General features: G+C 41.5%; 13 protein-coding genes. 6 read left to right on the top strand and 7 right to left on the bottom strand.

Annotated features, from left to right (window positions below; translation table 11 throughout):
* Positions 1–27 precede the first annotated feature (27 nt).
* A complete protein-coding gene (locus tag RMX98_RS01665; protein WP_322680617.1) occupies positions 28–1,185 on the top strand; it encodes a universal stress protein in 1,158 nt (385 codons plus the stop codon).
* Between the two features lie 4 nt (positions 1,186–1,189).
* Here the strand turns inward: RMX98_RS01665 and RMX98_RS01670 are convergent, their stop codons facing one another.
* The 3 genes from RMX98_RS01670 to RMX98_RS01680 all read right to left on the bottom strand — a co-directional run bounded on the left by RMX98_RS01670 (position 1,190) and on the right by RMX98_RS01680 (position 5,490).
* Entirely contained in the window at positions 1,190–2,686 is a 1,497-nt protein-coding gene (locus RMX98_RS01670; protein ID WP_322680616.1) for a carotenoid oxygenase family protein, read from the bottom strand.
* Positions 2,687–2,783: 97 nt separating this feature from the next.
* Complete coding sequence (locus tag RMX98_RS01675) at positions 2,784–4,199, bottom strand: folate/biopterin family MFS transporter (RefSeq protein WP_322680615.1); 1,416 nt, start codon at positions 4,197–4,199, stop codon at positions 2,784–2,786.
* A 487-nt stretch (positions 4,200–4,686) separates the two neighbouring features.
* A complete protein-coding gene (locus tag RMX98_RS01680) occupies positions 4,687–5,490 on the bottom strand; it encodes a hypothetical protein (RefSeq protein WP_322680614.1) in 804 nt (267 codons plus the stop codon).
* A gap of 648 nt (positions 5,491–6,138) precedes the next feature.
* Between RMX98_RS01680 and RMX98_RS01685 the strand changes: the two genes are divergently transcribed.
* The 4 genes from RMX98_RS01685 (at position 6,139) to RMX98_RS01700 (ending at position 11,440) form a co-directional block, all read left to right on the top strand.
* The gene (locus RMX98_RS01685; RefSeq protein WP_322680613.1) at positions 6,139–7,347 is read left to right on the top strand and encodes an anhydro-N-acetylmuramic acid kinase; all 1,209 of its coding nucleotides are present in this window, start codon (positions 6,139–6,141) and stop codon (positions 7,345–7,347) included.
* Between the two features lie 117 nt (positions 7,348–7,464).
* Complete coding sequence (locus RMX98_RS01690) at positions 7,465–7,905, top strand: hypothetical protein (protein WP_322680612.1); 441 nt, start codon at positions 7,465–7,467, stop codon at positions 7,903–7,905.
* 205 nt (positions 7,906–8,110) lie between these two features.
* Positions 8,111–9,127, top strand: coding sequence for a glycosyltransferase family 2 protein (locus tag RMX98_RS01695; RefSeq protein ID WP_322680611.1), 1,017 nt, complete (start codon positions 8,111–8,113; stop codon positions 9,125–9,127).
* Between the two features lie 759 nt (positions 9,128–9,886).
* Entirely contained in the window at positions 9,887–11,440 is a 1,554-nt protein-coding gene (locus RMX98_RS01700; RefSeq protein WP_322680610.1) for a serine/threonine-protein kinase, read from the top strand.
* Positions 11,441–11,879: 439 nt separating this feature from the next.
* Here the strand turns inward: RMX98_RS01700 and RMX98_RS01705 are convergent, their stop codons facing one another.
* The 4 genes from RMX98_RS01705 to RMX98_RS01720 all read right to left on the bottom strand — a co-directional run bounded on the left by RMX98_RS01705 (position 11,880) and on the right by RMX98_RS01720 (position 15,621).
* Positions 11,880–12,077, bottom strand: a complete 198-nt coding sequence (locus RMX98_RS01705; protein ID WP_094348015.1) for an NblA/ycf18 family protein — start codon at positions 12,075–12,077, stop codon at positions 11,880–11,882.
* A 629-nt stretch (positions 12,078–12,706) separates the two neighbouring features.
* On the bottom strand, positions 12,707–13,444 hold the full coding sequence (locus tag RMX98_RS01710; protein WP_322680609.1) for a Stp1/IreP family PP2C-type Ser/Thr phosphatase: 738 nt from the start codon (positions 13,442–13,444) through the stop codon (positions 12,707–12,709).
* Between the two features lie 16 nt (positions 13,445–13,460).
* Positions 13,461–15,146 (bottom strand): AarF/ABC1/UbiB kinase family protein, encoded by a 1,686-nt coding sequence (locus RMX98_RS01715; RefSeq protein WP_322680608.1) that lies wholly within the window; start codon positions 15,144–15,146, stop codon positions 13,461–13,463.
* Between the two features lie 148 nt (positions 15,147–15,294).
* Positions 15,295–15,621 (bottom strand): DUF6825 family protein, encoded by a 327-nt coding sequence (locus RMX98_RS01720; protein ID WP_322680607.1) that lies wholly within the window; start codon positions 15,619–15,621, stop codon positions 15,295–15,297.
* Positions 15,622–15,754: 133 nt separating this feature from the next.
* On the opposite strand from RMX98_RS01720, the gene RMX98_RS01725 reads away from it, so the two are divergent.
* Entirely contained in the window at positions 15,755–16,087 is a 333-nt protein-coding gene (locus RMX98_RS01725; RefSeq protein ID WP_322680606.1) for a hypothetical protein, read from the top strand.
* Positions 16,088–16,131 lie beyond the last annotated feature (44 nt).

Genomic DNA, 16,131 nt, shown 5'->3' on the forward strand with positions numbered 1-16,131 from the left:
TTTTCCCATGCAATAGGAGTGCTAAAGATGTCAGATAATAGTAGTAATACTGGTTCGGCTGGCACACCTTTAAATTCTGCAAGTTACTCGCTTTATCCGGGACGACGACGGGGTAAGCATAAAATATTTATTGGCATGGCTCCAGGAGTAGGCAAAACCTACCGGATGCTGGAAGAGGGACACGCACTCAAACATGAAGGGCTTGATGTCGTCGTTGGGCTTTTGGAAACCCACGGACGCAAGGACACAGCTGAGAAGGCAGAGGGACTGGAGATTGTACCCCGTAAGCAATATCCTCGCGGTGAATTGACGCTAACGGATATGGATACAGATGCTATTTTAAAGCGATCGCCCCAATTAGTTTTAATCGATGAACTTGCCCATACCAACGTCCCTGGTTCCCCGCGCGAAAAACGCTACGAAGATGTAGAAATAGTTTTAGCAGCAGGCATTGATGTCTATTCCACAATGAATGTCCAACATTTGGAAAGTCTCAATGACTTAGTAGCCAGAATTACAGGTGTAGTAGTCCGGGAGCGCGTTCCTGACAGGATTCTGGATGAAGCAGATGAAATAGTGGTAATAGATGTTACGCCAGAAACATTGCAAGAACGGTTATTAGAAGGCAAGATTTACGCACCAGACAAAATCCAACAATCCCTCGATAATTTTTTCCAACGCCGTAATTTAATTGCTTTGCGGGAGTTGGCTTTACGGGAAGTAGCAGACAATGTAGAAGAAAATGCGATCGCTACTATCCCCAATGGGCAATTTTGTAATATTCATGAGCGGGTTTTGGTGTGTATATCCACTTATCCCAACTCGGTGCAACTGTTACGCCGGGGTGCAAGGTTGGCTAACTATATGAACGCACCGCTTTATACCTTGTTCGTTGCCGATCCCGAACGCTTCCTGACTAAGGAAGAAAGCTTACACATCCACACTTGTGAAAAATTGTGTAAGGAATTTGAAGGTAGTTTTATTCGTGTTACCAACAGTAACGTAGCGAATGCGATCGCTGAAATCGCCGAGAAATATCGGATTACCCAAATTGTAATCGGAGAGAGTCAGCGATCGCGCTGGCAAATGCTCCTCAAAGGATCTTTGACGCAAAAATTGGTGCGCTTGCTCAAAAATATTGATTTGCACATCATTGCCAGCGACAAAATGGTTTCACCCAAATAAGAGATTAAATTTCCCCAAAAACCTCAGAAGTAAAGCTTCCATGTAGACCATAGGGGATATGATGCTTCAGATGTAGGCGAGCGATCGCTCCTTTAGAGAAATCACTAGCATCTAAAATTACCAAATCTGAGCGGTGATGGGCAGCATCATAAACTAAAGCTAATACCCAACCATCATCTTCCTTTTCGGAACCTGGGCGTGGGACAAAAATCGGTTCACCGATAAAACCACGGGGTGCAGCACTCCAAAGTTGTCTTTCTCCAGACTCTAAATCAATTTTCAGCAATGCTTGTAAGGGAGCATTACCAATCTCCGCATGAGCCGCACCTATATATAGATATCGATAAGAACGTCCCACATTCGCCGGATGTATACTGGGAAATTCACAACAACGGCTCTCAATCAATTCTTGCCGCACTGTCCTATCCTTTAGATTCAGACAAAATCGCCAAAGTTGCCCAGGTGAAATTGCCTCAAAATCAACTTGTCGAAAATCACTTTCGGGTTCGACTTCTGGTAAATTTTGGTAACAAATGGAGTCAATCAAAACTTCGTCTTCTACCTCAAAAGCATTAACGTGGTGGAAGACGAAACCCGACTGAGTTTCCAGAGTTTTTATCTTTTCTTGCCCTTCTTTAGGGAAGCGGGGAATAATTATGATTTGAGTTGGCTGATTTGGCTGAAATTTGATACATTCTCCCGCCGCACGTATCCCCAAGGCGAAAGGTATGGGATTAAAGGTGACAGGATTTTGAAAGAAGATGCAGTAATTGGGAGTAATAACAAAATCGTGAATGAAACAGAAACCAGGAACACTATGAGCGTGTTGTCTGATAATTTCACCTGCTGAATTCAGCTCGAAAATAGTAATTGTGGTAGATAATCCCGGCTTAATTGAGAAGTTGACGAGGCAAGGTGCGCCCCCATCTCGATCGCAATTATTTTCTACGCGCGGATGTGCAGCAAAAGCTTCACCTGCTGACAAAGCACCATTAAAATATTCATTTTCCAGGGTTTCAAGAGTATAAGGATCGAGGCGATATGGTTCCGCCGCTTCCCACATTGCTAGCAGTTTCCCACCCCAATAGATAACATTTGTATTGGCAATATTTTTGAGGTTGAAGTCAAAAATATTAGCTAGCCAACCGCCAGGTTTTTGAGTACCAAAAGTACCACGATAGAGAATTTTCCCTGCCTTTTGCTCTGCCAAATAGCCAGTTGTGCGGACAAAGCGGTTACGAAAATGGGCACGCCCATTGGTAAAGGTAATTTTGCTAATCATCCCATCTCCATCAAATGGGTGATGAAGAGCCTGCCCATTCACATCCAATAAACCAGGGCCATTTCTAAACAACGTACCTTGTAACTCCGTGGGGATTTTTCCTTCTAGATCATCAATCCAATAATCAAACTCTTGGGTAAGAGATTGATATCCTCCTTGCCAGTCTGCACGAGTATAGGATTTTTCTGTAACTGAAGTTTCTTGACTTTTCAAACGCATATACTTTGTTTTTTTTGTTATTTTGGACGAAAATGTAACAGCTAAAAAGAATTTTTTTGCAGCTTTACTACCTCGACTCAGAGTGAGATTTATTCCACTATTCGACTATTTTCGACTCTGGTTCTCTCAGTACCAATTCAGACATCAAATCTGGCAAAAACGCTTCTTCCCCATCTTTGGATGTCTCAGTTTGTTCTTCAGCAGCAGGTAGCCAGTTGATAAATGGTAAGGGTAATAAGGTGCTGAGATTAGTAATTAGCACCAATAGCCAAAGTGATTCAAAGTTCGTTGCGGTAATCCCCAGCCAATACGTGATTAATGCTCCGAATGCATGAGAAACCGTTCCTGCTGAATTAAACACCGACATTAACAGGGCAAATAATGTTGCTTCCACACCAGAGGGACAAAGCCTTGCTGCTAGCACCATCACTTGCATAAAGGCAATTTTCCCCATCACAGTCAGAATCACGCTATCACCCAAACTAAACCAGTGGTCATCTATACCTAACCGCCTGTTTGTGTGAGTCACTAACAACAGCATCGTCATTCCTAAAATTGACGAAAGCACAGTACTCCAAGCAAAAATTACACGAAAAGGGATGCTTTTGAGGAAACGTTGAAAAATCCAAACACCTGCTAAAGAAGCGAAACTCGTCACCAAGTGGACTCGCCCCAAAAATTCTGGTTCAAAGTGGAGTTCGTTGGTAGAGAAGTAGAAAAAGGCTGAGTCAGCATTTGGGGTAGCTTGCCAGATGAAGATAAATGCTGTTGGTAGCCAAATTGTTTTTTGGCTAATGGCTTGGCGTAGCTGCCCCAGTTGATGTTTGATTGGTAAAGGGTTGGTGTGATTACTATCTTCAGTATCTTTGCTAACGGGGGACTCAGCAATTAACCAAGCTACCCCTGAGACGATGAGAGGGAATAAGGCGGTAATTGCAAAGACGGTACGGGTAGTAAAGTATTGCAGCAGCAGACCACTAAAGTATGCTGTTATTAAACCTCCGATCGCAGAAGCACCCCAGCACAGAGATTGTAATGAACCTGCTTTTGCTTGCGATTCCCCTCTGACTCGTTCTACAACCAGCGAGTCAACTATGACATCACTCATGGCGACACTAAGAGAACCAAGAGCGATCGCCAAGGTAGCTGCCCAGCTAGTATGAACTATTGTGGCCAGACTCGCCCAAGAAGCAGTTCCCAGTATCCCGGCTAAAATCAAATAAGGACGCCGACGATAGCCAAATATAGGCAAACCATCGGAGATAAAACCAAACACCGGCTTAATCATCCAAGGTAGGAAGACAATTCCCAATAGCGCCGACACCTGGACTGGACTCAGCAGCAGTTCATCTTTCAGGAAAAAGCTTACAGCTAGACGCGATAGCCCTAAAATTCCTTGGACAAAATAAACGGTGAGAATTGCAATCAACTCCGCATTAGGTTCATTACCCAAGAAGATTTTTTGTGTTAATGAGTCTTTGACCTTGGACAAGCCAGATGATTGAAGCACCATTCGATAAATATTTTTTAAGTTTTATCTACTTTTCTATCATATCGATTCTTAAAATCTGGGCTTTATGATCTCAGTTTTATCCTAAGTTAAGCCTGTAGGCTGAGTAATAACGACATCTCCAAGCTGAAGCAAGAGGCAATTCGGGCATTGTCTAAACGTTGTAGAGTGGCAGTTCAGAAAATAAATGTCAAAACAATTAGGGTGAGCTTACCTAAGTAAGCTCACCCTAACTTGTATTTAATGTTTGCTTTTTGCTGGAACTTTTGAAATCCTCCCTACGGCACACTATGTTGTGAAGTGGAGCCTGGGAGTAAGATATAGAGAAAATTAGGCAAATGTTACTGAGCTAAAGTTGGTATTTTAATAACACCCATTTCAAACAGTGCGATGAAAGTGGCGATCGCTTGAGAGTGACATTCCCATAAATTTCATCAGAAGTTCAGAAGACCTGTGAGCTAGAAATAGTCTTGTTTCCAAGCCAATAGATTTATGACAATTGCAAAACTGACTTTTTCTTGACTCGACGAGTCATAACTGAAGCAGCACCCACAAAACCAATTGCAAAAACTCCTAATACAGAAGAAGATTCAGGCACAGCTTGAGTAACTACATTACCAGTGATACTCTTGTAGCCAGTAGCGACTGTGTGATTATCTGATTCAAAACCACTTCCACCAATATTGGTGAATTGAACTTGATCAAAAGTTCCGCCAACATCGTAGAAGTTGATGAACGCAAAGGGTTCTCCAGAATCCTGATTTTGGAATGCCGAATTAGGATTACCATAGTAGCTGGATTTATTTGATAACCCTGCGATATAATTTACTACATCAGCAGTGGTCATAGAAAAAACAACCTGACCTTGTGAAAGAAATGTAAGTACGTTGCTAGCATCTCCAGCAGACCACCAAAGCCCAAAGTAACTTTGTGGGCTTGTCAAATTGAGAGTGGAAACTGTTTGACCATTACCCGATCTATTCGTGTCTACATCAAAATACTTACCTGTTCCACCAGCAGCACCATATTGGTCTGGATCTAAGATCAGAGTATTGCTATAGCTGCCAATATTTTTTGTTCCATTATTCCATTGAAATCCTGTTGCACTGTAACCTTGTGTTTGTGAATCAAAAGTATCTACATGGGCATTAACAAGATTTGATAATTGTGCATTTTGTACGCCTGCGTTTTCTATTGATACCGCAAAAGATGCAGCCGTTGCAGGACGGGTAATAGTAGCTAAAGACAAAACTACACCAGAAGCGATCGCGGACTTAATTAAAAGATTTTTCATTTTAGAATCCTTTTCGTTTTTAATCTTTCGTGTTCATAGCCCAATTGTGCGATGTGTTGATAGATTGCAAATCAGAGAGATTACTACTTTTTCGATTTGATTCTGTCCAGACATAAATATGGGTGATTGGACTTTTTTTAGGGAATAATCACTGATATTATGTACTGGGCTGTCTATTGCTTTATGTAGAAAGTGCGAAGTTGTCAGTGCTAAATTGTAAACAAGCTTTATTTATAAAAGGTGATGTTTTGTCATTTGCAGGCAGTTTATATCTTTAGTGTTATAGATAAAGAAAGCATGAGCATTGTGTTATGCAAATTTCTTGGAAAGATGTGATTAGTTCTTAACCATTTACTGAAAAATCCATCAATTATCTGTTTTTTAGCTTCAGAACAAAAAACTATAAAATCAGCTTATTTATATTAAGTTTTTGTATTTTTGGATGTTGTTATTATTAAACGGGAACAGTCTTTGAGAACCCTGTTTTCTGATAAGTAGAAATAGATTCGCGATCGTTGCTATTGCTTTTGAAATTCTTCCCTTGCTCTGCCTACTCGTTTTTCTCCAGTCAAGTATGTCACCTGGGTTTTTTTGACATGGGTAGTAACATGAATTAAACTACCTCTTGCAACAAAAGAATCTTGATCAATGCATCCGACTGAACAAGCTGCTGTCCCTACTCGCGTTATCGGTTTAATTAGTGGCACATCTGTAGATGGCATAGACGCGGCATTGGTAGAGATTTCCGGCACAGAATTGGATCTTAAAGTTGAGTTGCTAGCCGGAGCCACATATCCCTATCCAGCTGAACTCAGAGAAAAAATATTGGCTGTTGGTGCAGGCGTTGCCATCTCAATGGCAGAATTGGCAGAAATAGATGATGCGATCGCCATTGCCTTTGCCCAAGCCGCCCAAAATATTCAAATTGGTCATCAGCCAGCTATTATCATTGGCTCCCACGGTCAGACAGTTTATCATCGACCAGCTACGGGGAAGAAAACCACTCCCTACTCCCCATTAGGTTACAGTCTGCAACTAGGACGCGGTGCATTAATTGCCCATCTTACGGGCATTACAACTGTGAGCAACTTCCGCGTTGCTGATATCGCTATTGGTGGTCATGGTGCGCCTCTTGTGCCCAGAGTAGATGCCTATTTACTCAGTCATCCCCAGGAAGGGCGTTGTATTCAAAACATTGGTGGTATTGGCAATGTTGCTTATATTCCGCCTCGGTATGGCGACTGGCTCTCAAAAATTCGCGCTTGGGATACTGGCCCAGGAAATAGTCTGTTGGATCTGGCGGTGGAGCATTTAAGCGCTGGTGCTAAAACTTATGATGAAGATGGCAATTGGGCAGCAAGTGGTACTCCTTGCTATCCATTGGTAGAACAATGGCTCAACCAAGACTACTTTCATCTACCGCCACCCAAATCCACTGGACGAGAGTTATTTGGTGTGAATTACCTGCATGAGTGTTTAAAAGATGCCGAAGCATACCAACTCAGTCTCGCTGACATAATGGCAACTCTCACCGAACTTACAGCTGCTTCAATTGTTCACAGTTACCGCACTTTTTTGCCAGAAATGCCACAGAAGGTACTATTATGTGGTGGTGGTAGTCGCAATCTCTATTTAAAACAAAGATTACAATTGTTATTGCCATCAATACCAGTCTTGACTACAGATGAAGTCGGCTTGAGTGCAGATTTTAAAGAAGCGATCGCCTTTGCAGTTTTAGCCTACTGGCGAAATTTGGGGATTCCTGGCAACTTACCTACTGCGACTGGGGCACCTCAAGAAGTGCTTTTGGGAGAAATTCAGCAAAATCAGTACTCAGTAATAAGACAGGAACAATAAACAAGATAGAAAACTTCTTCATCCTTCACAGGCTAAACGTCCCGCTATCGCTAACGCAACTCAGCACTGTTATAACTATAGTCTTGGCGGCACTCGATCAAGACAGGGAAATAAAAGGTGGCTCATACTTTTTTATTGGAACCAGGACGCTGGGCAATGGAAGGAAATTGGCTAGAACGTAATGGTACGCCAATCAGCCTCAAGGGTATGACCTTGGTAGCTTGGAATCGAGATAACTGGTTCACTATGGCTACAAAATTAATCTTCCCAGGTAGCGATCGCTCCGAAATCTTTCTGCAATATAAAGGGCGGTTGCATGATGGAGAGCGTCAGTATACTTTTTTACTACAACATAATATTTTGGGGCAGATTGAAGGCGAAGGCTGGATTGGTCTGGATACGATTGTACAGCGTTACTGGGTACTAAGCGATCGTCAGCGTCGTAGTGGCTTTGAAACCCTACACCGGATTTCGGAAGATAGATACTACCTCAGTAGTGGCATTTTGGCTGGTCATTTTTTAACTAACACAATGGAAGCTAGTCTAGAACGTCAGTAAACCTAAAATCACCCACTGAAGCATAGTTCAGCGATTTCAAAACAGTAGTGGTCGAATTCCCTACTGAGAAAGCTCCTCCTGTCTCTTGCCTCTTTTAATCCGACCGACTTACTGAGTTGTATAGTAAAAAAGAGATGATCAAATTACGGTCAGGATTTTAGCATTTTTACCTAGCCGTGTAGTCAGTAGTCAGGAGTTAAGTTTCGTGAATCCTAAAGTCTCCGTCGTTATCCCTGCTTACAATACTGAAGCTTATATTGCGAAGGCAATTGAGTCAGCCTTAGAGCAAACGCTTACTGATATTGAAGTTATCGTGGTTGATGATGGTTCAAGTGATAAAACTGTAGAAATCGCTAAGAGTTTTAGCGATCAACGTCTCAAAGTGATAGTTAATCAGCAAAATCTTGGAGCTGCTGCTGCACGTAATCGAGCTTTCAGAGCAGCCCAAGGAGAATGGATTGCTGTGCTTGATTCAGATGATTGGTATGCTCCCGAAAGATTGTCTAAGCTTGTGTCTCTGGCAAATGAAATGAATGCAGACATGATTGCTGATGATATTTATTTAATCAAGGATGGTGAAACATCTCCCTGGAGTACATTAATTGAAGAAAGTGGAGAACGTATAGATAAAATTCTCCAAATTGATATTGTTTATTTTGTAGAAACTGATGTCTATGGACAACCAGGATTGCATCTTGGTTTAAGCAAGCCTTTATTCAAACGAGAATTTTTGGTTAAGCACGGCATTGAGTACGATGACGAAATTAGGATGGGTCAAGATTTTTGGCTTGATATGAAATGCTTAATCAAAGGAGCTCGCTTTTTTATTGAACCAAAACCCTATTATTTCTACCGTTCACGCCCAGGTTCTCTTGTATATCAAAGCCAATTACCACGTCTAACTCAATACTGCAAAGCTACTAATTATTTCATGCAACAAGAGGTTGTGAAAAAAAATCCTGCTTTAATGCACGCTCTATCTTATAATCTTGAAATTTATAAGAAAAATCTAGCTTACCTTAAAGTTGTAGAGCCTATCAAACAAAGAAAATGGTTAACAGCATTCACAGAAATCAGGAAAAATCCGGGCTTTTTCTATGATTTTAGTTCCCGATTTAAGACTATTGTTGAACGTCGAATTCAATACTATATTATGAATAATAAATCCAGTTTCGATATGTTGTATCCTAACATACAGAAAAAACGAAAAACTACCAATTAGTACTATTACAATTTTCTCAAGAAATAATACATCTTTACATAATCAGAATGAGCTTAAAAGTTAAAAATATGCTTAGGTAATAAGATGTTTTAAAACTGCCAATTTTGTAGAAGTGGATACCATACAAAAAGTCTACCTCTGTGGAATAATGCAAATTCAAGAGTTTGTTAACCTGTAAAGGCAGATTTTGTCTCTGTACCCAAGCCAGTGCGGTCTTCTTGCAACGTGAAAGAGCGTCTTTAAGAGTTGGGCAGATCATGCCGTACATAGAGCAATTCAAAACTCCCTTCATACTCATTACTCAGTTCTCATAACTTTGTAGTGAGTGTAATATTACCTAATTAAGGTTTTTGGCAAATCCTACAGTTATCTATTTAGTCAAAATTGGGCAAAATAAAACTACATCCCAATTAAAATGCAAAATAATGGTACAAAGCGTCATTATAAATCTACTCCTTCTGCTTGTTTGATTTGTCATGTTGCACCAGTTGTAATAACCGTCTCGGTTGCAAACTGTCAGACTCATGGTTTCAATCTTCTAAGAGAGGAGGGAAAAAACCTAGTACAGCACCGTGTAAATAAACCAACGATTGGAAATCGCACAAAAGCCTAGTCTATAAGCTTTTTGCCTTTTGACTTCCATTTCTGCCTTCTAGTACAAGCGTAGAAAGTCATTTCTGGACGCAATAAGTCAAATATCAGTTTGAATGCACTTTTCTTCCCAAATACTTACAACCTGCTTTTAGAGTCGAATTTTCTATGTCAGACCCCAACATTGGTCGCTTACTCAGCAAACGCTACCAACTCCAAGAGTTAATCGGTACTGGAGCAATGGGTCGGGTTTATCGTGCTAAAGATACTTTGTTGGGAGGTGTACCTGTTGCAGTTAAGTTTCTCGCTCTATCAATCCAAAATGAAAAGATGCGATTGCAAGACCGCTTTGAGCGAGAAGCAAAAACCTGTGCTTTACTAGGCCAAAAAAGCATCCACATTGTCCGAGTTATGGACTATGGCGTAGATGACAATAACATCCCGTTCTACGTCATGGAGTACTTACAAGGACAAAACCTGAACAATATTATTCGCAAGCAACGATTGCCTTTACCAAGATTCCTCAGTATGGCGCGTCAACTCAGTCTGGGTTTACAGTGTGCCCATGATGGCATCCCGGTTGATGGTACTATTTGCCCAATCATCCATCGCGATGTCAAGCCAAGCAATATGCTGGTGATTCAAGACCCCAGTTTTGGAGAATTGGTCAAGGTTCTAGATTTTGGTATTGCTAAGTTATTACAATCAGATGGCGACCATACAAAATTTTATTTAGGGACATTGGCTTATTCTTCTCCTGAACAGATGGAGGGGAAGGAATTAGACAACCGTGCTGATATTTATAGTTTGGGCGTCATGATGTTTGAGATGCTCACAGGCAAAATGCCACTGGTAGCACCAACTCACTCTTTTGGAGCATGGTATAAAACACATCACTATCAAAAACCACGTTCTTTTGCTGAGGTTGCGCCTGGATTAGAACTACCAAAAGAAATCGACAATTTGGTAATGAGTTGTCTAGCTAAAGTAGCACGCGATCGCCCTCAAAGTATTACAGAAATTCTTAAAGTTCTAGCATCTCTAGAAAAGCCTGAGCATACACGCAAAGTTAAACAAGACAGCCAAGCCCTAGTTCCTACTAGTACAGTTAGTCCTGAGCTTGAACAAAAGACAAAAGCCGATTTGCGGGTATCCTGGTCAAACGATGAAATCGCTCGTGCTATTTCTTGGCCCAAAAATAAACCAATTGCCGATATTGTATTTCCCCAGCCCATTCAGACCAATGGGGAGGTTTTACCCGCTCTGTGGGTAATGCTACCGCAAGAAGAAATTCAAAAACGCCTACTCTGTACCCGCTATAACCAATTTCTTTTCATCTCTATCCCTCATCCCATGCTGCTATGGATTACTGTCATCCACAACCGCAAGCATGGCGCTAAATGGTTGCCTTATTATCTTGATCTCAAAACCAGTCTTGGTCAAGAAATTGCCCGATTGCTACAGCACACAGGTTACTACCGCCTGTTATTCTTTGCACGAGAGACACCAACTCACTGTAGCCATATCTTACTTTCTAGCGTCGCTTCTGCCCAGCGTCAACGACTACAAGAGTGGGTCGCAATCAGCAATACCTTGATGTCCTCTGCCGACCCGCAATTCAGTAAAAGCTTACTCAAAACCGAGTACGAAAAAATTAAGCCTCAAATCATAACAAAACTGGAAAGTATTGATACAGATTCTCCATACGATCTTTCCAGCTAGGAATAATTTCGATGGTTACTCAAGGAATGTAAACTTTTATAAACAAAATATATATAAAGATGTAACTTCTAGTTATATGTATAAAGAGTGAAATTTGCTAGCTGCTAAAGCAGTGCGATCTAAATTCTCTCTGGATGTTCTTGTATACATACTTCCAGTAGATTGTAAATTTACGCAGGTATAATTATCAGACTAGACGAAGCAAAAAGAAGTTTGGCTAAAGCAAACAACAAATTTAGTCTACAAAGCTAAAGTTAAGTCTAGACTCCAGCAAGTATGCCGTAGACCATGTTTACTCATTCTGAGTTAATTTTGGGAATTGAACTTTTGTGGCGCTCTTGTGGAATTAATCGAAGTTGACGCCCCGGCATCCCCAGCTCTTTTCCTCCTTGGAACCAAGCAAGAGAAGGAGGTCGCCCACTGCGACATCAGAACGATTCTATGCCATAGTGGAACCTGAATCTAAGCCCCACTGGTGCTTAAGAAGTTCTTGGTAAGTTGCCTCGCGAACGACCATTTGCTCATAGAGTTTTACTAAAAAGTCTTTAGCTTGCTCGTGGCTCATATTTTGCACCTGAGTAGAAAATGAGCAGATGCTGAATTGCTGTTCCAAGGATAGTTTCATTGGTTGATTCATAATTAACTCCGAAAAAACAACGTGTAAAGGTGATATCGCTTACAGAAGTCCAAATGGGATAATATTTGGACTTATATCTGTCCAACATTTGTTCCTCCGTATTACGAAAGATAACAATTGTTTGACAGGGTTGCCCACATCCTAAGTGTGGACTTTTTCTGCTCTGATATCTTGCACCTAATCCTACTGATATACCACCCAAGTTAGCCGAACCATATTCCGGAAAATAGGCTTTGTTTGGCTTCAGATAAGTATAACTACCTCCCTAGCTCCTTCCTGCTTTGCACAATTCTCTTTTCAAGAGAAGATTAAGTGCTATCCTTAACCATCTATAGTTTTTCTGAAACAAAAAACTAAGATGCTGTCTCCCTCCAATATGGAAGAAGCTTCGAAGGACAGGGATTTTAAAGAGGTTCGAGAATGAATGGTAATAAGCGTGAATTATAATCGCTCTACCTTATTACGTGCAAGATGTCAATTTCCAAATTTATACAAATTTAGCCTCATTAGGTGATTTTTGAGGCTAAAAATATTTGTATCAAATTGTAAAAAGGAAAAATGCTCACGCTGAACAAATTACTGAGTATATTTACCAGATTAGTCCTTTGTCCTTGGACAATAAGCAATAATTAATGACTGTTTTCTTCGAGTGAGACGATGACAACTGTGATGTTATCGTGCCCTCCCTGCTCTTTGGCAGCCTCGACTAGAGAGATGGCGGCTTTATCAAGCCAAGGAGTCTCTTGGAGGCAGCTAGCAATCTTCTGTTCGACAAGTTCTTCTGTCAGACCATCACTACATAACAGCAAGCGATCGCCAACTTTTACATCTAGTGGTTGCACATCAATCTGATGCAAGTCTTCACGCCCCAAACAGCGCGATAACACATGACGAAAAGGATGCGATCGCGCTTCATCTGAAGTGATGTCACCGATTTTGATTGCCCGTGCTACCCAAGTGTGGTCTTCTGTTACCTGTTCTAAGTGAGATTCGCGGAAGCGATACAGCCGGGAATCGCCAACATGAGCGCACCAGGGGGACTCTGGGGCGCGAAAAATTACTGCTACAACCGTTGTACCCATGTCGGCGCGTTCGGGATGATTTTGCTGATCGTGCAAAATCGCTTCATTAGCATCCCACAAAGCTTGCTCTAGCAATTCTTGGGAAGATTTTGAAGATTCCCAATTTGCGACCAAATACGCTTGAATTTCTCCTGTGGCAATTCGACTTGCCTCTTCACCTCCGGCATGACCACCCATACCATCGGCTACAATAAAAAACCGCCCTTCTGGGTCAACATAGTAAGCATCCTGATTATTAGAACGAATAAGTCCCGGATCGCTAAAACCCGTGAAATTAAGTTTCATAAATTTTTTGCAACAATTAATACATACGATCGTAACGGTCAAGGCGTAAAAGTAGTCTGATCAAGATCACTGAAAGCCCTGCTGCAATTAAACCAGGCAACAGTGCCAACCACACATAATCCTTAACCACTAAGATAGTAGCTGAAAGTGTGAAACCACTGATTAATAGAGAATAGCTGATTGAGAGCTGAATACTGCTCTGTCGCCGTAGCAGGCGTTCAGTTTCTATAGACCGAACGCGCAGGCGCATGTCTCCCTGCTCTAGTTTTTCTAGTGTATCCTCTAATCTACGTGGCAGACCAAACGCAGTACTACTTACCTGAGCTGCTTGACGACTTAATTCGTTAAGAAAGCTATTCCCCTCAGAACCATTCATATCAGTCATAAGTTGCATTGCATACGGTTTGGCAACTTCCATAAAGTTAAATTCGGGATCTAAGCCTTTACCTACCCCTTCTAGGGTAGAAAAGGCTCGCATCACAAAAGTGAAAGTTGCTGGAAATCTAAATGGCTGATTATAAGCTATTTCGTAAAGGTCGTCACTGATTGCCGCGACTGATTGGTTTTCAAAGGGCTTATCCATGAAATGATCGAGCATGTACTGCACAGAACGCCGTACTGGGCCCATATCATCGGTTGGGGCGATCGCACCTAAATCGATCAGAGATTGAACAACGCGCTCGCCATCTTTTTGGGCAATACCAAATAGTGTTTGCATCAATCCTTCGCGGATGTTGGACTTAATCCGCCCCATCATCCCGAAATCGTAGAATATCAAAGCACCATTTGCACTGACGGCAATATTGCCTGGGTGAGGATCGGCGTGGAAAAAGCCACTATTGAGTAATTGTAGTAAGTAGGCTTGAGCGCCTTGACGAGCGATCGCTTTTCGATCCAAACCTGCTGCTTCTAAGGCTTCGTATTGGCTAATTTTAATTCCAGGGAGATATTCTAAAGTCAGCACTCTGGAAGTGGCATAACGCCAGTATACTTTTGGGACATTCACCCAATCATAGCCGCGAAAGTTCCGGCGAAAAGTATCGGCGTTACGACCTTCGTTGAGATAATCAATTTCTTCCCAAAGAATGCGACAACATTCTTCGTAAATACCCAACCAATCTCGCCCCCGTCCCCATTTGGGATGGTTTTGAAAGTAGCGGGTAATTCCCTTGAGAATCTGTAAATCTATTTCAAATAACTTCTTTAGTCCAGGACGTTGCACTTTGACAACAACCGATTCCCCTGTATGCAGCACAGCTTTGTGTACTTGCCCCAAGCTAGCAGCAGCTAAGGGAATAGGTTCAAAATTATGGAAGAGTTCAGGAATTTTCTTGCCTAGTTCTTTCTCAATGGTCGCTTCTACTTGCTCATAGCTAAATGCCGGTACTTTGTCTTGTAATTTGGCTAGTTCCTCTACATATTCACCAGGGAATATATCAGCACGGGTAGAAAACAATTGCCCTACTTTAATGAAGGTTGGCCCTAAATCCAGTAGGGTATTACGAATCCACACCGCTTGAGTTTTGCGTCTTGTAGCTTGCTTTGCCTCAGTCACACCACCCGGATAACTCCAAGATTTGTTGTATAGCCAAAGTTTGAACAATAAGGTCAAGACAAAAGACCAAATGTCCACAAAACGCCGTCTGCTAGAGTATTTTTCCCGATTCCAACGGTATGCCTTATCTGAATAACCTTGTTCCATATACTTCTGTGTACCGTTGGTTTGCAACCGAATCCCTTGAAAGAAAAGACACTCTGATTCCTAAACTGTTTTTTCTTAAGTGTCCTTTGTCATTTGTCATTTGTGCATAATTTTTGACCAATGACCAATGACCAATGACTAACTAAATTTATGCAGAAGTTCTGCGATAATGTTGCAATTCTGTTCGTAACAGGGCAATTTCTGCTCGTAATTCATCAATATCTGCTTGCAAGTCACCGGAATCAGAACTGGCTTGTGCAGTACCTGTGGTAGATTGACCACCACTAGCTGCTTCTGTTGCCCGATTTGCCCGCTCTAGAACTTCTTCTGTAAACTGGCGCAACTGTTCTCTAGCTTCTGCATCAAATTTGCCCAGATCGCTCAAAGCATCGGTCAAGGCGACCTCTAAACGCTCGTTAACTACTTCTGCTACTGCTCTGCCTACGAAAAAGGCTTGTACTAATGGGTTACTCATAAATTTTTGTTACGTTGATCCGCAAGAGAATTATAACTTGCCTGTATGCTTTACGGCTTCTGCTGAGGAGTTAGAGATTTGGAGTTGCTGATGGCTAAATTGGTTGAGTAGAAAAAATCCTTGATAAAATTCTATGAAATACGACAATCTTTGGGAAGGTAGAAGTAGCTATTGGTTGCCAGCATTTTCTCTTCTCTTGCTCCACTGGGTAAAACCTTTTCTACCTTTTTTGGGATTACCGAATTTTATACTCAAGCAGCCGCTAATTTGGAAGCAAATTTATACTCAAGCAGCACTTGAGTATCAAACCGCAATAGAAACGCAGCATTTGTCAGGGAAATACTATGACCCAGTTATCAAGCAATTAGTAACAAAAGCTTTGCAAAATTTGGCAGTATTATCCATCAAAAGCAATACTTTGCTAAAAAACCTCTCCCCAACTAAGTTTATCAACTTTTGGTGTTAGCAATAATACTTTTAATACATCCTCTCAGCAGTAGCGCGATCGCT

The organism is Nostoc sp. DedQUE02, from assembly GCF_034531035.1.
Classification (GTDB): Bacteria; Cyanobacteriota; Cyanobacteriia; order Cyanobacteriales; family Nostocaceae; genus Nostoc.